This is a genomic window from Streptomyces sp. CA-142005, assembly GCF_050942335.1.
In the GTDB taxonomy this organism is placed as follows: Bacteria; Actinomycetota; Actinomycetes; order Streptomycetales; family Streptomycetaceae; genus Streptomyces.
This window is the reverse complement of sequence record NZ_CP192078.1, coordinates 6,092,190-6,110,673: the sequence shown is the minus strand read 5'-3', so window position 1 is coordinate 6,110,673 and position 18,484 is coordinate 6,092,190. Positions and strand designations below refer to the sequence as shown.

Genomic DNA, 18,484 nt, shown 5'->3' with positions numbered 1-18,484 from the left:
CCGTACGGGACTTACTTGGTGAGATGGTCCGGGCCGAAGGCCTGGGGCAGCATCTCGGAGAGCGGGAGGACGCCCGCGGGGGTGTCCAGCAGGAGGTCCGGGCCGCCGAACTCGTACAGCAGCTGACGGCAGCGGCCGCACGGAACGAGCAGGCCGCCCTTGCCGTCCACGCAGGTGAAGTGCGTGAGGCGGCCGCCGCCCGTGCGCTGCAGGTCGGAGACCAGCCCGCACTCGGCGCACAGGCCGATGCCGTAGGAGGCGTTCTCCACGTTGCAGCCGGTGACCGTGCGGCCGTCGTCGACCCGGGCCGCCACGCCGACCGGGAAGCCGGAGTAGGGGGCGTACGCGTGGGACATCGCCTCACGCGCCACCACTCGCAGTGCCTCCCAGTCGAACCCGGCGGCTTCCTGTGTCACTTGCCCTGACCCTTCCGGTAGCGCATACCGTCCGCCTTCGGCATCCGCAGGCGCTGCGCCGACAGCGACAGCACCAGCAGGGTGACGACGTACGGCGTGGCACCCACGAAGTCGCTCGGGACCTCGTCGGTGACCAGGTACCAGAGCAGGACCAGCGCGGCCACGACGAGGCTGATCGCGCCCTGCCACAGCGACGTGCGGTACAGCTTCCAGCCTGCCAGGGCGACGAGCAGGATGACCAGCAGGAGCAGCAGCGCGTGCACGGTCGTGCCGCCGTTGCGCAGCTGGAGGGCGTCGGAGTAGCCGAACAGGCCAGCGCCCATCGCGAGGCCGCCCGGACGCCAGTTGCCGAAGATCATCGCCGCGAGGCCGATGTAGCCGCGGCCACCGGTCTGGCCCTCCAGGTAGGTGTGCGAGGTGACCAGCGCGAGGAAGGCGCCGCCGAGGCCGGCCAGGCCGCCGGAGACGGCCACGGCCGCGTACTTGTACTTGTAGACGTTGACGCCGAGGGACTCGGCCGCGGTCGGGTTCTCGCCGCAGGAGCGCAGCCGCAGACCGAACGGGGTGCGCCACAGCAGCCACCAGCTGCCGACGAACAGCACCGCGGCCAGGATCGTGATCACGGACAGGTTGGTGATCAGACCGCCGATGATGCCGGCGAGGTCGGACACCAGGAACCAGTGGTGCTTCTCGATCGAGGAGAGGCCGTCGGACAGGCCGGGCACGGTGACCTGCGGCAGCGAGTCCACCGGCGGGGACTGCTTGGGGTTGCCGCCCGCGTCGGCCGCGCTGCCGCCCGCGAAGAACAGCTTGGCGAGGTACTGGGTGGCACCGAGCGCGAGCAGGTTGATCGCCACACCGGAGACGATGTGGTCGACACCGAAGGTGACGGTGGCGACGGCGTGCAGCAGGCCGCCGAGGACACCGAAGCCGATCCCGCACAGCAGGCCGAGCCAGGGGCTGGACTGCCAGCCGACCCAGCCGGCGCCGAAGGTACCGAGGATCATCATGCCCTCGAGGCCGATGTTGACCACACCGGACCGCTCGGACCACAGGCCCGCGAGGCCGGCGAGGCCGATCGGCACCGCGAGGCCCAGCGCGGCACTGACCTGCCCGGCGGAGTCGAGCTGGTTGGAGCCGGTGATCATGCGGACCGCGGCCAGGAGCAGCAGCGCACCGGCGACGAACAGGAGGATCTGGCCGAAGGAGCGGCCCGAGCGCTGCGGCGCGCCGGCCGCCTTGGGCGCCGCGGGCGGCGGCGTGTCGGTCATCGTGGCAGTCATCACGCCACCTCCTGCTTCTTCGTCGGGGCGGCGGGCTGGGCGGCGAGTTCGGCGCCGACCTTCTGCTGCTGGCGCTTGAGGCCGTAGCGGCGCACGACCTCGTAGGCGATCACGACGCACAGGACGATGACGCCCTGGATGACGCCGAGGATCTCCTTGTCGTAGCCCTGGAACTCCAGGTGGTTGGTGGTGCGCTCCAGGAAGCCCCAGAGCAGGGCGCCGAGCGCGATGCCGATCGGGTGGTTGCGGCCGAGCAGCGCGATGGCGATGCCGGTGAAGCCGATGCCGACCGGGAAGTCGTTGCTGAACTGGTGGCTGTCGTTGAGCAGGGTCGGCATGCCGATGAGACCTGCCACCGCACCCGAGATGATCATGCTGGTGGCGACCATCTTCTTCACCGACACACCGCTCGCGGAGGCGGCGCTCTCGGACTGGCCGACCGTGCGCAGGTCGAAGCCGAACCGGGTGCGGCCGAGCACGAACCAGTACGCGATGCCGACGAGCACAGCGACGAAGATGAAGCCCCACAGCGTGCCGGCCGGGCCCGTGTCGATCGAGAAGAAGTACGAGGACGACGGCAGCGGCTTGGTGGAGACGAGGGTGCCGCCCTGCTGCAGCTCGGCGAGACGCCCGGGCTGGAGCAGGTAGGCGATGATCGCGGTGGCGATCGAGTTCAGCATGATCGTCGAGATGACCTCGCTGACGCCGCGGGTCACCTTGAGGATGCCGGCGATGGCCGCCCACAGGGCGCCGGTCGCCATGGCGCAGACGAGGATCAGCGGGATGGCGATCCAGCCGGGCACGGTCAGCGCTCCGCCGAGGACGGCGGCGAAGAACGCGGCGAGCCGGTACTGGCCGTCGACGCCGATGTTGAACAGGTTCATGCGGAAGCCGATGGCCACCGCGACGCCCGCGAGGTAGTACGTCGTCGCCTTGTTCAGGATGTAGACCTGGCTGTCGCTGGCGAAGCCGTAGGTCACCATGTCGCTGAACGCGTCGCCGGGGTTCTTGCCGGTCGCGAGGATCACCAGGGTGGTGACGACGAGCGCGGCGACAATCGCCAGCAGCGGTGCCGCGATCCCGAGGAGCAGCCGCTCCTTGTCGATCCGTGAGGTCAGCTTGTTCATCGCTCGTCGTCCTCTGTGTGCTCCAGGTGGCCGGTGGCCGCACCCGTCATGGCGGAGCCCAGCTCTTCGGGGGTGATGGTGGCGGGGTCGGCGTCGGCGACCAGGCGGCCGCGGTACATCACCCGCAGGGTGTCGGAGAGCCCGATCAGCTCGTCCAGGTCCGCGGAGATCAGCAGGACGGCCAGTCCCTCGCGGCGGGCCTCGCGGATGTAGTCCCAGATCGCGGCCTGCGCGCCGACGTCCACGCCGCGGGTGGGGTGGGCGGCGATGAGCAGCTTGGGGTCGTGGCTCATCTCGCGGCCGACGATCAGCTTCTGCTGGTTTCCGCCGGACAGCGAGGCCGCGGTCACGTCGATGCCGGGGGTGCGGACGTCGTAGGCCTGGACGATCCGCTCGGTGTCGGCGCGGGCGGCCTTGATGTCGAGCAGCTGGCCGCGGGAGTTGGGCCGCTCGCTGACGTGGCCGAGGATGCGGTTCTCCCACAGCGGCGCTTCCAGCAGCAGGCCGTGGCGATGGCGGTCCTCGGGGATGTAGCCGATGCCGGCCTCGCGGCGGTCGCGGGTCGGGGTGTGGGAGATGTCGGTGCTGTCGAGGGTGACGACGCCGGCGTCCGGGTGGCGCATGCCCATGATCGCCTCGACCAGCTCGGACTGGCCGTTGCCCTCCACACCGGCGATGCCGAGGACCTCGCCCTTGTGGATGGTGAAGGAGATCTGGTCGAGGATGATCCGCTCGATGCCCTCGAGGTCGGTCTGCGCCAGGTGCAGCCCCTCCACCTTGAGCATCGGGACGTCCGTGACGGTGGACTCCGCGGTCTCCGGGGTGGGCAGCTCGGCGCCGACCATCAGCTCGGCGAGCTGCTTGGGGGTGGTGCCCTCGGGCGAGACCGTGCCGACCGTCGTACCGCGCCGGATGACGGTGATCTCGTCGGCGACCGACAGCACCTCGCCCAGCTTGTGGGAGATGAAGATGACGGTGAGGCCCTCGGACTTCAGCTCGCGCAGGTTGTCGAAGAGCGCCTCGACCTCCTGCGGCACGAGCACGGCCGTCGGCTCGTCGAGGATGAGGGTCTTGGCGCCGCGGTAGAGGACCTTGAGGATCTCCACGCGCTGGCGGTCGGCGACGCCCAGCTCCTCCACCAGCACGTCCGGGCGAACGTTCAGGCCGTACGCGTCCGAGATCTCCTTGATCTTGGTGCGGGCCTTGTTGCCGATGCCGTACAGCTTCTCCGCGCCGAGGACGACGTTCTCCAGCACGGTGAGGTTGTCGGCCAGCATGAAGTGCTGGTGCACCATGCCGATGCCGCGGGCGATGGCGTCGGCGGGGTTGTTGAAGGTGACCGTCTCGCCGTTCACGGTGATGGTGCCCTCGTCCGGCTGCTGCATGCCGTAGAGGATCTTCATCAGGGTGGACTTGCCGGCGCCGTTCTCACCGCAGAGGGCGTGGACGGTGCCCGTGCGGACCGTGATGTCGATGTCGCGGTTGGCGACGACGCCGGGGAAGCGCTTGGTGATGCCGCGCAGTTCGACGGCAGCGGGAGGGCTGGACGCGTTGATGGCGCACTCTCCTCGAGGAAAGGGGCTGCATGGGGGAGGTGGCGGGCGTCGGCGACGCTAGCGCGGCAACTCCGCGCTACACGCGTAGAGTTGACACATTGTTATGGCTCGGCGGGGGCCACGGAAGGCACCCCAAGCGCCGAGCCTCAAGTTCCACGGTACGGCCGGACCGTCGGTTCGACGGGCCGGCCGTACCGGTCGGGTCACGGGGTCGTCTTGACCTTGATCTGGCCGTCGACGATCTGCTTCTTCGCCGCGTCCAGCTTGGCCTGGATGTCGTCGATGAAGCCACCGCTGGTGGCCAGCGAGACGCCGCCCTTCTCCAGGGAGTAGGTGTTGACGCCGGTCAGCGGCTTGCCGTCGTGCACGGACTTGATGAAGTCGTAGACACCGACGTCGACGTTCTTGACCATGGAGGTCAGGATCGAGTTCTTGTACTTGGCCAGACCGGGGATGTTGTACTGGTCCGAGTCGACGCCGATGGCCCAGGTGCCCTTCTTGCCGCTGATGGCCTCGATGGCACCGTTGCCGGAGGAGCCGGCCGCCGAGTAGATCACGTCGGCGCCGTTGTCCAGCATGCCCTGCGCGGCCTCCTTGCCCTTGTCGGGGCTGGCGAAGCCGGAGAAGTCCGAGCCGTGGCTCAGGTACTGGGTGTCGACCTTGATCTTCGGGTCGGTGGCCTTGGCGCCCTGGACGTAACCCGCCTCGAACTTCTTGATCAGCGGGACGTCGACGCCGCCGATGAAGCCGATGTGGTGCGCCTTGGACTTCAGCGCGGCCGCGACACCGGCCAGGTAGGAGCCCTGCTCCTCGGTGAAGGTGATGCTGTCGACGTTCTTGGCGTCCACGACCGAGTCGACGATGCCGAAGCTCGTCTTCGGGTACTTCGCGGCGACCTTGGACATCGACGTGGCGTAGGAGAAGCCGACACCGATGATCGGGTTGTAGCCGGCCTCGGCCAGGTCCGACAGGCGCTGCTCACGGTCGGCCTCGGTGTCCGAGGTCTTCGCGGTCAGTTCCTTGATGTCGCCGCCGAACTCGCTCTTGGCCTTGTCGGCACCACGCGCGGCGGAGTCGTTGAAGGAACGGTCACCGCGGCCGCCGACGTCGAAGGCGAGACCGATCTTGACACCCTTGCCGCCGGCCGAGGAGGACGGCGAGGCGTTGTTGTCGGAGGAGGTGCTGCCACAGGCAGTGGCAGTGAGGGCGAGTGCCGCGGTCGCTGCACACGCGGCGGAAAGCTTGGCTACCCGGCGCACGGGAGGCTCCTTCACCTGACCTGAGCGCCGTGTCGGCGCTTGATGTGAGCACCATGCCAGTGCTCGAGCCGAAACGCCCCGGCGGCGTCGGCTTCGCGGCATCGTAACGCGCGTAGATGTCGCAAAAAACCCTCTCGCGAAGCCGTTATCGATTCGAGGCAAACAGCGTCTGAACTCGCTCTCCCCGTCCTCTCATGGCGGTGTTGCCCAGCGTGCACGAATGGCTTACGAGTATGTTGCGCCGACCGGGGAGAGGGCCCCGGGCTCCCGTCTCGGAGGCGCCCCGGGGGCCGCGAGGCTCAGCCCTGTACGCCGTTCGGCTCCAGGAAGGCCGCCGCCGTGAACATCTCCACGCCGACGGTGATCGCGTACTCGTCGGCGTCGAAGTCGCCCTGGTGAAGATCGCGTACGGTGCGCTCGCCGGGCGTGCGGACACCGAGCCGTGCCATGGCGCCCGGTACGTGCTCCAGGTACCAGGAGAAGTCCTCGCCGCCGAGGCTCTGCTCGGTGCTCTCGACGGAGTCGCGCCCGCGGCGCGCCGCCATCGCCCGGCGCAGCAGGTCGGTCGACTCCCGGTCGTTGACGACGGGCGGCACCCCGCGCACATAGGTGATCTCGGACTTGGCGCGGTGCATGGTGGCGACCTCGTCGATGGCCGCGTGCACGATGTCGGGGGCCTGCCGCCAGGCGTCCAGATCCAGGCAGCGCACGGTCCCGGACAGCTCGGCGTGCTGCGGGATCACGTTCGGCGCGTGGCCCGACTCGATCCGCCCCCAGGTCAGCGCCAGCCCGGCCCGGGTGTCGACGCGGCGGGCGATCAGCGCGGGCACGTCGACGGCGACCCGGGCGGCGGCGGTGACGAGGTCGGTGGTCAGATGCGGCCGGGCGGTGTGCCCGCCGGGCCCGTCCAGGGCGATCTCCAGCCGGTCGCAGGCGCTCGTGATCGCGCCGTGCCGCAGCCCGATCTTCCCGGCGTCGACGCGGGGGTCGCAGTGCACCGCGAGGATCCGCTCGACCCCCTTCAGCGCCCCGTCCTCGATGGCGTCCAGCGCGCCGCCGGGCAGCACCTCCTCGGCGGGCTGGAAGAGTAGCCGCACCGGACGGGGCAGCAGGCCCTTGGCGTGCAGGTCGGCGAGCACGAGCCCGGCGCCGAGCACGACGGTCGTGTGCACGTCGTGCCCGCACGCATGCGCCCGGTCGGGCACGGTCGACCGATACGGGCAGTCACTCTTCGTGTCCGGGATGGGCAGGGCGTCGATGTCCGCGCGCAGGGCCAGCATCGGCAGGGCCGGCCGCTCACCCTCCGTCAGGCCGATGTCACAGACGAGCCCGGTTCCCTTGGCGAGCACCCGGGGCCGAAGCCCGGCCAGCTCCAGCCGCTCCTTGATCGCGGCGGTCGTACGGAACTCCTGATTGCCCAGCTCAGGGTGCATGTGCAGGTCGCGGCGGAAGGCGACGAGGTCGGCGTGCAGGGCTTCGCTCAACACGCCGGGGAGCACATCCCCCGCGAGGCCGGCCTCGGACTCTAGGGACATCAATTGCTTCACCCTCTGAAGGGTAGGACGCCCGGCTGGTCAACTACCCCTCGATCAACAAAAGTTCAGCCCGTTTGGGGGAAGAAAATCTGACCGGCGGACGCATGGCGGCGGACACGGATGGGTAAAACCTCTGTTTCCTCTTCCACGCATACCACGCCTCCGCGCACTCACGCGCGCCGTGTCCACGAACCGGACCCCGTCCCGCGCCCCCGGCCGGTAGGGTCCGGGCCCGTGACGGACGCCACCGAGACCTTCCTGCGGACGACCCGCACCTCCTACGACGCGATCGCGAAGGATTACGCCGCCCAGTTCCCCGCCGGCGGCCGGCATCCCCTGGACCGCACCGTGATCGCGGCCTTCGCCGAGCTGGTCACCAGGCACGGCACGGCTCCCGTGGCCGACCTGGGCAGCGGCCCCGGCCATGTGACCGCGCTCCTGGACGAGCTGGGCGTCCCGGCCTTCGGTGTCGACCTCTCCCCCGCCATGGTGGCGCTGGCCCGCGACACCTACCCCCGGCTGCGCTTCCACATCGGTTCCATGACGTCCCTGGACCTGCCGGACGCCACCCTGGGCGGCATTCTCGCCCTGTACTCGACGATCCACGTCCCCGACGCGCACCTGCCGAGGGCCTGCGCGGAATTCCACCGCACCCTCCAGCCCGGCGGCCACGTCCTCCTCGCCTTCCAGACCGCCGACGCGCCCGGCCACCTCCACCTCCCGGAGCGCTTCGGCCACGAGATCGACCTCGACTACTACTGGCGCACCCCGGAACAGCTCACCGCGGTCCTGACGGAGGCCGGCCTGGAACTGGTGGCGACGGTGCACCGGGAACCAACTGGCGAGGAAACCCGATCAAGGGCCTTCATCCTGTCCCGCAAGCCCGCCCCCGAAGCGTGAGCCGACCCGGCGACTCACGCGCCCCCGATTGGCGGATTCGTACCAGCCCCCTGCTACGAAGCAGCAGGTCAGCCGACAGCGACAGGCAGGCGTGCGGAACGAATCCGCCAATCCCCGCCAGAGGCTCGCCCGGCCCCGGCAATCCGCCCGACCCCGGCCGCCCAGCAGGTCGCCGCCCCCTACGCCAACCGCGTGACCGCGGCCAGGCGGTGGACGTCGCGGGCCGTGCCTGTCACTCCCGACAGGAAGCCCTGTGCTCGCGGTGACGCGTTTTCCGTGAGCCAGGCGGGGTCGATGTCGCAGACCGCGACCCGTACCCCCGTGCCCGCCAGGGCCAGCGGCAGGGTGTGGACGACGGTCGACGGGAAGCTCAGTATCGTACGGCCGATCGGGCCCCGGCGGGCGATCAGCTCCAGGGGGAGATCCGGGCGGACTATCTCCAGGCCGGTCTCGACGGCCAGGCGGTGGAGCTTGTCCGTGCTCTCCCGGCGGTGCGCGAAGTAGCGCGTCGCACCGTGCGTCTTGGCCAGGTGACGGACTGCCGCGAGATAGGCGTCGGCGTCCACGACCCCTGTTTCCACCAGGGACGTCCCCACCATGTCGGCCCCCTTGGTGATGCGCGGGGGCCCGAAGCGGGCGCGGGTCCAGGAGAAGTCGTTGGCCGTGACCGTCACCCCGTCCGGGGTCTCCGTCACCGGCATGGAGGAGAAGACCTCGACCCGGCGGCGGGCACTGGGCGTCAGCCGGCGGCGGGCCGAGGAGGACACCGGCGCGAAGAGCAGGTCGCGGGCGCCCGGGCGGCCGCCCTTGCGGTGCCAGCGGACCAGCCGCTCGCCCCGGGCCAGCTGGGCGACGAACTCCATCGTCGCCGTGCCGTCGTCGACCACGACCAGGTCCTTCGCCCGGGTGATCGTCAGCAGCAACTGCACATACCGCGAGAACGGGTCGCCCATGACGATCCGGTCGGCCCGGCGGAGCGAGCCCGCCAGGCCGCCGATCGTCGAGAAGGGCGCGGTCGTACCGCCCCGCGCCTCCTCCCAGCGCACCCGGTACCCCTCGTCCCGGGCCAGGTCCGCCATGCGGCGCAGCTGGCCCCGGGTCATGGGGTCGGTCGGGGACAGGACGACGACCGTGAGCTCCGCGCCGGTCTGCGGGGGGTCGCCGGCCACCTTCCGCCGTACCTGCGCGGGCACGGACGGAAGCGGGTCCGTCCCCGGCAGCGGGTCCGGCTCCGCGCCGCGCAGGCCGTGCAGATGCGCCCACTCCAGCACGTTGAGCAGCTGGACCGGGCTCTCCACGAAGGCGAGCGTGCGGGGAGGGTGGCCGGCGTGACCGGCGCGGGGGCTCATCGGCGTACGACCGTCCCGTCCTAAGGGAATCAAGAGGCCAGTGCTCAGACGGTGACCGGCTCGCCGGCCGCGGCCGCGATCTCCGCCTCGGCGACGACACCGGTGACGCGGCGCAGCTTCTTCATCGGGCCGAGCTCGGAGTCGTAGACCTTCTTGACGCCGTCGCCGAGGGAGGCCTCGATGGTGCGGATGTCACGGACGAGGCGCGTGAGGCCCTGCGGCTCGACGGAGGCGGCCTGGTCGGAGCCCCACATCGCACGGTCGAGGGTGATGTGGCGCTCGACGAAGGTGGCGCCGAGGGCGACGGCGGCCAGCGTGGTCTGCAGGCCGGTCTCGTGGCCGGAGTAGCCGATCGGGACGTTCGGGTACTCCTTCTCCAGCGTGTTGATCACGCGGAGGTTCAGCTCCTCGGCCTTCGCCGGGTAGGTGGAGGTGGCGTGGCACATGAGGATGTTGTCGCTGCCCAGGACCTCGACCGCGTGGCGGATCTGCTTCGGGGTCGACATGCCCGTGGAGAGGATGACCGTGCGGCCGGTGGCACGCAGCGCGCGCAGCAGCTCGTCGTCGGTCAGGGAGGCGGAGGCCACCTTGTGGGCCGGCAGGTCGAACTTCTCCAGGAAGGCGACGGCCTCGGTGTCCCACGGGGAGGCGAACCAGTCGATCCCCTTCTCCTTGCAGTACTCGTCGATCTGGCGGTACTCGTCCTCACCGAACTCCACGCGGTGGCGGTAGTCGATGTAGGTCATCCGGCCCCAGGGGGTGTCGCGCTCGATGTCCCACTGGTCGCGCGGGGTGCAGATCTCCGGGGTGCGCTTCTGGAACTTGACCGCGTCGCAGCCGGCCTCGGCGGCCACGTCGATCAGCTTGAAGGCGTTCTCCAGCTCACCGTTGTGGTTGATGCCGATCTCGCCGCAGATGTAGACGGGCTTGCCGGGGCCGACCTCGCGGGAACCGAACGTACGCAGACGGGAGTTGGTGCTCATCAGGGGGATGTCCTTACTTGGGGAGGGAATCGAGAGAGGGGCCGAGGATCCAGCTGGCGATCTCTCGGATCGCGCCGTCACCGCCGGGCAGGGTGGTGACCGCGCGTGCGGCGCCGCGTACGACGTCGTGGGCGCTCGCGACCGCCACGGGCCAGCCGACGAGGGCGAAGCACGGCAGGTCGTTGACGTCGTTGCCGACGTAGAGCACGCGCTCCGGCGCGATGCCCTGCTCCTCGCACCACTGCTTGAGGGCGAGGTCCTTGCGGTCGATGCCGTGCAGCACCGGGAGCTTGAGCTTCCGGGCGCGGGCGGCGACCACAGGGTTCTGTTCCGTGGACAGGATCAGCATCTTCAGGCCGCTCCTGCGGAGGGCCGCGATGCCGAGTCCGTCGCCGCGGTGCACGGAGACGAACTCCCGTCCTTCGGAGTCGATCAGCACCCGGTCGTCGGTCTGGGTGCCGTCGAAGTCCAGTACGACCGCGTCGATGTCGTCGGCGGTCGGCAGCGAACCGGGGCGGTCCGCGTCGAAGAGGGGCGCCAGGGCGCGGGCCCGGGCGAGGTCGTGCGGGTCGTCGATCTCCAGCACGCGCGCGGGGTCGGTGCGGACGAGTTCCGTACGGCCGAAGAAGCGGTGCTGGTGCTTGCGGAAGCCGGCCGCGTCCATCGCGTAGGCGGCGCCGGTCTCCAGGAAGTCCTGGGGGCGGTCCTGGCGGCGCGGGCGGTAGGACTTGTCGTGGTTGACGCCCACCCCGCCCTCGGTCTCCGCGTCGGCCTCGCGCCAGACGAAGCCGTGGAACGGGGCCACGGTCAACGCCGTGTCCGCGCCGTTCTCGACGACCGCGCCGGCCACCCCGTCGATGTCCTCGCGGACGATGAAGGGGCTGGTGCACTGCACGAGCAGGACCACGTCGACCGCCGCGCCGTGCAGCGCCTCGTGGGCGTCCATGGCGTGCAGGACCGCGGCCTCGGAGGTCGCCGTGTCCCCGGCGATGGCGGCGGGCCGCAGCACGACCTCGGCGCCGGCCTCGCGGGCGGCGGCGGCGATGGCCTGGTCGTCGGTGGAGACGACGACGTCGGTCACCAGCCGGGTCGCGCGGCACTCGCGCACCGCGCGCGCCACCAGCGGGACCCCGCCGACGGGCGCGAGGTTCTTCGCGGGCACGCCCTTGGAGCCGCCGCGCGCGGGGATCACCGCGAGCACCCGGCGCACCGTCGCGCCTTGGCCCGCTTCCGGGTTGGACATGGGGTCTCCTTGGATGGTCACAGCTCCCCCATCCGGCGGATCACCGGAGCGACCCGCTGCACGCCGTGGCGGTAGGCGCCACGCGCGGCGCGGCGCACGATCTGGCGGACCGGTCCGGGCTCCTTGTCGGCGGCGGGCGCGCCGGGCAGCGGGACGCCGTCGGGGCCGAGGTGGTGCCGGGCGAGGATGCCGGGCAGGTAGCCGGGCGCGGTCTCGGGGGTGTAGTAGGGGTTCAGGGGCGGCAGGCCGCCGGGGCGGTCGAGCAGCTTGACGATGCGTTCGCGGGCGGTGTCGAAGGCCGTGGCGTAGGAGCCGTCGGCGGCGACTCCCTGCCGGGCCACCCACTCCGCGTCCGGCACCGGCCGGTGCCCGGCGTCGAGCTGGTCCCAGGAGGCGAGGCACCCGGAGCCGGTGAAGTGGTGGTTGCCGAGCACCTCGCGCACGCCCAGGTCGGTCAGGATCACCGTGGGGATACGGCGGTGCAGGGCCTCCAGGGCGGCCGTGGAGCTGACCGTGACCAGCAGGTCGGTGCGGTCCAGCACCTCGCCCATGTGGCCGTACACCAGGCGGAAGTTGGCGGGCAGGTCCGTGCCCTGCGCCAGCTTCTGGTACGGCAGCTCCTCGATGTGGGTGGTGTGTTCGCCCGGCTTGGAGCGCAGCTTCAGCAGCACCTCGCGCTCGGGGTGCCTGCGGGCGTGCTCGATCAGCCGGCGGAGCAGGTACGTGCGGTCCTTGCGGCTGTCCGGGACGGACGGCTGGGCCGCGAAGACGACGGTGTACGGCTCGTGTTCACCGGTGTACGGCGCCCCGCCGAGGAAGGGCAGCGCGACCTCGGTGACCGAGGAGGCGTCGGCGCCCACGCCCTCGTACACGGCCCGGAACCGGTCCGCGTCGTGCCGGGAGTTGGCGAGGACGAGGTCCGCGCCGTGCCGCAGCAGCAGGCCGTCGGCGAGCTTCTCGTAGACGACACCGACGTACCCGGTGACGACGACGGGACGCTTGCCGGCGCCCGCCCAGGCGGCGCGCAGTCCGTGCAGCATGGCCTGGACGCCACCGCCGACGAGCGCGAGGATGAGCACGTCGTACGGGTCCTCGGCGGCTCCACCCATCGCACGCAGGAACTCGACGCCGGTGACCTCGCGGAGCGAGTCCGCCCGGACGCCGACCTCTCGCAGCTGGCGGGCTGTCGGGGTGGCTCGTCCCCGCAGGAGGTAGCCGTCGAGCCGGATCTCGGCGTCCGCGGGAGCGAGGCGTTGCGCGGTGAGCGCGCCCCACTTCCACCGGGTGTCGGAATCGGCGAGGACGGCGACCCGCAGGGACTTCGTAGCACTTGCTGGCACGCCGAAGACGCTAGGAAGCCATTCCGAGGTTCCGCCCAACCCGAATACAACAAACGGTTAACAGCACATCGCCGAATGGCGAATCAGGCCGCGAGAGGGCAGGAAAAAAGCCTGGTTCACAGCTTCGCCACGTGCCGTTCACCCAGCATCAAGCAGACGGTCAAGACGAATGACGGGCTTCCGCCTAACGTCCCTGACGTGGTCAAGCTCTCCGTCATCGTGCCGTTCTACAACGTGCAGCAATACGCGCCCGACACGCTCAGGAGCCTGAAGGCGAACGCGCGTGAGGACTTCGAATTCATTCTCGTCGACGACTGTTCCCGCGACGGGACACCAGAGATTCTCGCGCGCGCGGAGCGCGAGCTGCCCGGAGCGGTCTACGTCCGGCACGAGCAGAACGGAGGTCTGGCGACCGCCCGCAACACCGGAATCGACCGGGCTCGCGGCGAGTACCTGACCTTCCTGGACGGCGACGACTGGCTCGCTCCCGGCTACTTCCCGCAGCTGGTCGCGGCCATGGAGGAGCTGGGCTGCGACTTCATCCGCACCGACCATGTGCAGTGCACCGCGCGGTCACGCACGGTGAACCGGGTGCCCGTCGGCCGGCGGAACGTGGTGATGGACCCGCGCGAGGCGATCCTGCCCGCCGACCGGTCCACGTCCGTCGACTACGCGTACGCGTGGGCGGGCGCCTACCACCGCCGGCTCGTGGACAAGGGGCTGCTGCACTTCACCGACGGACTGCGCACGGCCGAGGACCGCCCCTGGATCTGGAAGCTGCACCGGGAGGCGGAATCCTTCGCCGCGGTCAGCATGCTCGGGGTGTTCTACCGGCGCGGAGTCGCTTCCTCGCTCACCCAGATCGGCGATGTCCGGCAGCTCGATTTCATTCGCGCGTTCGACCAGGTCATCGCGGAAACCGCCCAGGACCGGGACGCCGACGAGCTGCTGCCGAAGGCCGTCCGCACCTACTGCGCCATCATTTCCCATCACCTGGGATCCATCGAAAGGTTCGAGCCCGCGGTGGCGAAGAAACTGAAATCCATGAGTGCCGCGGCCCTGCGCCGCATGCCGCAGGACGTGCTGGACGAGGCGCTGGAATCCATGGACCTCCAGCGCGCCACCAAGCTGCGCCGGCTGCGCCGCCGTCCCGCCGCGGGGGCCGCCGCGTGACCACCCAGATCTTCCAGGCCTCGACGCTGTACGGCACGGCCACGCTCGCCGCCGCCCTGGACTCCGGCTGCTTCCCCCCGGCCGACCGGCGGATCCTGCTGGTGTGCAACAACGCGGCCACGCCCGAGACCACGCCCGCGCTGGACGAGGCGCCCGGCTTCGAGAAGCTGCGCGACCGGTTCGACGAGGTGATCTCGTACAACCAGACCATCTTCCCCTTCCACCCGGGCGGCTGGGCGCCCCGCGGCGACGACCTGCCGCTGTGGGAACGCTTCCTGCGCCACGAGTGGCGGCTGGGCGACGACGACGTGGCGCTGGCCGTCGAGTCGATCCAGGTCAACCCGTCCCTGGCGCTCGCGCAGATCTTCACCGGCGCCCCGGTGACGGTCTACGCCGACGGCCTGATGAGCTACGGCCCCACCCGCAACAAGATCGACCCGCTGGTCGGCACCCGCGTGGACCGGGTGCTCCACCTGGACCTGGTGCCGGGCCTGAAGCCGCTGCTGCTGACCGAGTTCGGCGTGCCCGGCGAGGTGCTGCAGACGTCCGCCTTCATCAAGGTCCTCGCCGAACTCGCTCCCTCGGGCGCGGAGTTGCCGGACATCGAGGAGCCCGCGCTGCTGCTCGGCCAGTACATGTCCGCGCTGGACATCCTCACCGCCGAGCAGGAGGAGAACCTGCATGTGCGGATGCTGAAGGGCGCGGCCGCGCTCGGGCACACCAAGGTGGTGTTCAAGCCGCACCCGTCCGCGCCGGCCCGCTTCACCCGGCTGCTGGAGCAGGAGGCGGAGCGGCTGAAGGTCGAGCTGACCGTGCTCGACACCCCGGTCCTCGCCGAGGTGCTGTACCAGCGGATGCGTCCCGCGCTGGTCGTCGGCTGCTTCTCCACCGCCCTGCTCACGGCGCAGGCCCTGTACGGCCTGCCGGTGGCCCGCATCGGCACCGAGCTGCTGCTGGAGCAGCTGACGCCGTACGAGAACAGCAACCGCGTCCCGGTGACGATCGCCGACGCGCTGCTGCCCGACCTCGGCGACCGCGCCGCGGTGGCCGAGCAGCGCGCCGGCATGGACGTGGAGGCGCTCGGCGCGCTGATCCGCGCGGTGGGCTTCGCGATGCAGCCGAAGATCTACCCGAAGCTGCGCGCGCAGGCCGAGACCTGGCTGGCGCGGAACCTGAACCAGCAGACCATGCGCTACTTCAAGCGCCGGCGCCTGTCCTCGCTGGCCCTGCCCGGCGGGGTGCCCGCCCAGCTCGCGTTCATCCCGCGCAACGCGACCGTCCGCCGCGTGGCCAAGAAGGCGCGCAGCCTCCGCAACTCCGTACGACGCTGAGGCGGGGCGGGCCCGGCGACGGGCCCGCCCTCCTCGTTCACCTGTACGTCAACCCAACTATGCGCTCATTTCAGGTACTTTCACACAAAGTACCGAGATGATCAGCGTTTGTTCGGGTAGGCGCCGAACACTATGGCTGTTTCAACCCCCACCCTCGCCGCCGTTCCCGCTCCCCCCACCGCCGGAACGGCACCCGCCCCCAGACCCCGAGGCCGTCTGCTCGCCCTGGACGGTCTGCGGCTCGTCGCCGCGCTGATGGTCTGCGTCTACCACTACACCGGCCGCGGCGGCCCGGTCTCCGCGTCCTGGCACGGGAGTCCGGGCCACCTCTTCCCGACGCTGTCCCGCGCCGCCGTCTACGGCAATCTCGGTGTGCAGTTCTTCTTCGTCATCAGCGGTTTCGTCATCTGCATGAGCAGCTGGGGCCGCACTCTCGGCGACTTCTTCCGCTCCCGCGTCGCGCGCCTCTACCCCGCCTACTGGGTGGCCCTGGTCCTGATCACGGTGGCGTCGCTCGCGCTGCCGGCCGTCGTCCGCCCGGTCCGTCTGGACGAGTTCCTGGTCAACCTGACGATGCTCCAGCAGCCGATGGGCGCGACCCGCGTGCTGGGCGTGTGCTGGACGCTGTGGGTCGAGGTCCGCTTCTACGCGCTGTTCGCGCTGCTCGTCGTCCTGCGCGGGGTGACCCACCGCCGGGTGGTGCTGTTCGCGTGCGTGTGGACCCTGGCGGCCGTGCTGTGCCACTCGTCCGGCAACGAGCTGCTGAACCAGGTGGTCATGCCCGAGTACGCCCCGTTCTTCATCGGCGGTCTGGCGCTGTACCTGATCCACCGTTTCGGCAGCGACCTGCTCGCGTGGGGCATCGTCGCGATGTCCTGGCTGCTCGCCCAGAGCGAGGCCACCCGCGGTCTGTGGGGCCCGCACCCGCACCGGGACCCCTATGTCGTCGTCCTGGTCGTCACCGTCGCCTTCGCGGCCGTCGCCGCGGTGGCGCTGGGCTGGACACGCCGGGCCTCCTGGTCCTGGCTGGTCACGGCCGGCGCGCTGACGTACCCGTTCTACCTGGTCCACGAGCACCTCGGCTGGTTCGTCATCCGGGTGCTGCACCGGGGGCTCGGACTGCCCGCGTGGCCGACGCTCGGGGTGACGGTGGTCTCCATGCTGCTGCTGGCCTGGCTGATCCACCGGTTCGTGGAGACGCCGTTCGGCCCGCGACTGAAGCGGGCACTGAAGGGGCGGAAGTTGGGCAGCCGTTCACCTCGTCTTGGGTTTTGAACCGGCCCATCGGGCAGGCACCGTAGAGCCCTTGCCACCCCCAGGCCGCACAGGCTTTTCGCAGGGATCCCACAGACGCCGTACCGAGGGAGTGCCCACCCCGCATGGCCACCATCCAGGAAACGACGCGACACCCCCATCGTCTGGACGACGTGCCGGGCTGGTTCCCGGTGCTCGACCAGGTGCTCTTCGACTGGTTCCTGAGCCGGCAGGAGACCGCGGAGATGCGGGGTGATCTGCTGGAAGTCGGGGTCTACATGGGCAAGAGCGCGATCTTCGTCGGCCGGCACCAGCAGCCGGGCGAGCGCTACACCGTGTGCGACCTCTTCGAGGGCGACGCCCCGGACGACGCCAACCAGGCCGAGTCCACCAAGTCCTACAGCGCCCTGACCCGGCGCGTGTTCGAGGACAACTACCTCTCCTTCCACGACGAGCTCCCCCGCGTGCTGCAGGGGCCCAGCTCGGTCGTGCCCGGCGAGGTCGAGCCGCGCTCCTGCCGGTTCGTGCACATCGACGCCTCCCACCTGTACGAGCATGTGCACGGCGACATAGGAGCCGCCCACGACCTGCTGCTCCCGGACGGGATCGTCGTCCTGGACGACTTCCGCTCCGAGCACACCCCCGGAGTCTCCATCGCCACCTGGGAGGCCGTGCTCAACCGCGGCCTGCGCCCCATCTGCCTGAGCACCCAGAAGCTCTACGGCACCTGGGGCGACCCGGAGCCGATCCAGGAGGAGCTGCTGGCCATGGTGCGGCAGCGGTCCGACTGCCACCTGAGCGTCCAGGAGGCCGCCGGGCACCGGATCGTCCGGCTGAAGTCCAAGGGCATGCGGGCGCCGGAGTTCCCGCCCTCCAAGCACGCGAAGGCGGAGCAGCCGCAGCCGGCTCCGCAGCGGACCCCGGCAGCGGCGCCCGCTCCCGCACCGGTCCGGCCCGCTCCCCGCCGGAGCGCGAGCCGGGTCCGCCGGGTCGCCGTGGACCTGCTGCCGCCGGTGGTCACACGGGCGATCCGCAACGCGCGCGCGGCCAGGCGCCGGCCGGTCGGCTGATCGGTCAGCCGATCCCGTACCGCGCCCCGATACCCGCGATCACGAGCGCCAGTCCCTCCTCGAACTGCTCGTCGTACCCGGCGAAGAGCAGCTTCCCGGCCTCGGCGGCGAGCGGGTACTCGGCCAGGCGCCGGGCGCGTTCCTCGACGTCGTACCCCTCCCGGCGCTCGCCCGGGAGGGGCTGCACCCCCTGTTCCTCGATGACGAAGCCGACGGTGTACGCGTTGGCCGTACGGCCCGCGTGGACGGCCTGGGCGAGGGTGAAGCCGGCTTCCGTCAGCAGCCGCAGGTTCGACTCCTGCGCGGGGGCGTGCTCCGTGCCCGTGAAGCGTGAGCCACTGAACACCCGGGCGCCGTCGCGGTAGCCGAGCAACGCGGCCCGCAGCCCGCGGTTCGCCCTGAGCAGCCGCTCCTGCCAGCTGTCGGCGGGATCGAGCGCGGTGCCGGCGGCCATCCGCCGGTACATCTCCGTGGCCATCTCGTCCAGCAGCGCCTGCTTGTCCTTGAAGTGCCAGTACAGCGCGGGTGCCTTGACGTCCAGTTCCTGGGCGATGGCGCGCAGGGTCAGGCCGTCCAGGCCGACCTCGTTCAGCAGCCGCAGGGCGGTGTCGGCGACGCGTCGGCGGTCCAGGGGGGCGCGTTTCTCGGGGCTCACACTTGACACC

At 70.7% G+C, this 18,484-nt stretch carries 16 protein-coding genes; 5 read left to right on the top strand and 11 right to left on the bottom strand.

The window, feature by feature from the left end; translation table 11 throughout:
• Positions 1-11 precede the first annotated feature (11 nt).
• The 6 genes from ACQPXS_RS28635 to ACQPXS_RS28610 form a co-directional block, all read right to left on the bottom strand.
• Complete coding sequence (locus ACQPXS_RS28635) at positions 12-416, bottom strand: cytidine deaminase (protein WP_351798773.1); 405 nt, start codon at positions 414-416, stop codon at positions 12-14.
• On the bottom strand, positions 413-1,699 hold the full coding sequence (locus ACQPXS_RS28630) for an ABC transporter permease (RefSeq protein WP_356301849.1): 1,287 nt from the start codon (positions 1,697-1,699) through the stop codon (positions 413-415). Before ACQPXS_RS28630 ends, ACQPXS_RS28635 begins: the two co-directional genes overlap by 4 nt.
• Positions 1,699-2,826 (bottom strand): ABC transporter permease, encoded by a 1,128-nt coding sequence (locus tag ACQPXS_RS28625; protein WP_433452107.1) that lies wholly within the window; start codon positions 2,824-2,826, stop codon positions 1,699-1,701. The genes ACQPXS_RS28630 and ACQPXS_RS28625 overlap by 1 nt, the downstream gene beginning before the upstream one ends.
• Positions 2,823-4,349 carry an ABC transporter ATP-binding protein gene (locus ACQPXS_RS28620; RefSeq protein WP_433455986.1) on the bottom strand — a complete coding sequence of 509 codons (1,527 nt, stop codon included), beginning with the start codon at positions 4,347-4,349 and terminating at the stop codon, positions 2,823-2,825. The genes ACQPXS_RS28625 and ACQPXS_RS28620 overlap by 4 nt, the downstream gene beginning before the upstream one ends.
• Before the next feature lie 236 nt (positions 4,350-4,585).
• Positions 4,586-5,641, bottom strand: coding sequence for a BMP family lipoprotein (locus ACQPXS_RS28615; protein WP_433452106.1), 1,056 nt, complete (start codon positions 5,639-5,641; stop codon positions 4,586-4,588).
• A gap of 299 nt (positions 5,642-5,940) precedes the next feature.
• On the bottom strand, positions 5,941-7,176 hold the full coding sequence (locus tag ACQPXS_RS28610; protein ID WP_433452104.1) for an amidohydrolase: 1,236 nt from the start codon (positions 7,174-7,176) through the stop codon (positions 5,941-5,943).
• A 234-nt stretch (positions 7,177-7,410) separates the two neighbouring features.
• Here ACQPXS_RS28610 and ACQPXS_RS28605 point away from each other — a divergent pair, with 234 nt between their 5' ends.
• Complete coding sequence (locus ACQPXS_RS28605; RefSeq protein ID WP_433452102.1) at positions 7,411-8,076, top strand: class I SAM-dependent DNA methyltransferase; 666 nt, start codon at positions 7,411-7,413, stop codon at positions 8,074-8,076.
• A gap of 179 nt (positions 8,077-8,255) precedes the next feature.
• On the opposite strand, the gene ACQPXS_RS28600 is transcribed toward ACQPXS_RS28605, so the two are convergent.
• Genes ACQPXS_RS28600 through ACQPXS_RS28585 form a run of 4 tightly spaced genes read right to left on the bottom strand, consistent with a single transcriptional unit; the run spans position 8,256 to position 12,991 of the window.
• Positions 8,256-9,425, bottom strand: a complete 1,170-nt coding sequence (locus ACQPXS_RS28600) for a hypothetical protein (RefSeq protein ID WP_366486247.1) — start codon at positions 9,423-9,425, stop codon at positions 8,256-8,258.
• A gap of 44 nt (positions 9,426-9,469) precedes the next feature.
• Positions 9,470-10,408, bottom strand: a complete 939-nt coding sequence (locus ACQPXS_RS28595; protein ID WP_365321753.1) for an N-acetylneuraminate synthase family protein — start codon at positions 10,406-10,408, stop codon at positions 9,470-9,472.
• Between the two features lie 13 nt (positions 10,409-10,421).
• Complete coding sequence (locus ACQPXS_RS28590) at positions 10,422-11,651, bottom strand: N-acylneuraminate cytidylyltransferase (protein ID WP_356301868.1); 1,230 nt, start codon at positions 11,649-11,651, stop codon at positions 10,422-10,424.
• A 17-nt stretch (positions 11,652-11,668) separates the two neighbouring features.
• Positions 11,669-12,991, bottom strand: coding sequence for a DUF6716 putative glycosyltransferase (locus ACQPXS_RS28585; protein WP_433452101.1), 1,323 nt, complete (start codon positions 12,989-12,991; stop codon positions 11,669-11,671).
• 198 nt (positions 12,992-13,189) lie between these two features.
• Here ACQPXS_RS28585 and ACQPXS_RS28580 point away from each other — a divergent pair, with 198 nt between their 5' ends.
• The 4 genes from ACQPXS_RS28580 to ACQPXS_RS28565 all read left to right on the top strand — a co-directional run bounded on the left by ACQPXS_RS28580 (position 13,190) and on the right by ACQPXS_RS28565 (position 17,819).
• The gene (locus tag ACQPXS_RS28580; RefSeq protein ID WP_351798743.1) at positions 13,190-14,164 is read left to right on the top strand and encodes a glycosyltransferase family 2 protein; all 975 of its coding nucleotides are present in this window, start codon (positions 13,190-13,192) and stop codon (positions 14,162-14,164) included.
• Entirely contained in the window at positions 14,161-15,495 is a 1,335-nt protein-coding gene (locus ACQPXS_RS28575; RefSeq protein WP_433452099.1) for an alpha-2,8-polysialyltransferase family protein, read from the top strand. Before ACQPXS_RS28580 ends, ACQPXS_RS28575 begins: the two co-directional genes overlap by 4 nt.
• A 132-nt stretch (positions 15,496-15,627) precedes the next feature.
• The gene (locus tag ACQPXS_RS28570) at positions 15,628-16,770 is read left to right on the top strand and encodes an acyltransferase family protein (protein ID WP_433452098.1); all 1,143 of its coding nucleotides are present in this window, start codon (positions 15,628-15,630) and stop codon (positions 16,768-16,770) included.
• 104 nt (positions 16,771-16,874) lie between these two features.
• A complete protein-coding gene (locus ACQPXS_RS28565) occupies positions 16,875-17,819 on the top strand; it encodes a class I SAM-dependent methyltransferase (RefSeq protein WP_433452097.1) in 945 nt (314 codons plus the stop codon).
• A gap of 4 nt (positions 17,820-17,823) precedes the next feature.
• Here the strand turns inward: ACQPXS_RS28565 and ACQPXS_RS28560 are convergent, their stop codons facing one another.
• The gene (locus ACQPXS_RS28560) at positions 17,824-18,474 is read right to left on the bottom strand and encodes a TetR/AcrR family transcriptional regulator C-terminal domain-containing protein (RefSeq protein WP_433452095.1); all 651 of its coding nucleotides are present in this window, start codon (positions 18,472-18,474) and stop codon (positions 17,824-17,826) included.
• Between the last annotated feature and the right edge of the window lie 10 nt (positions 18,475-18,484).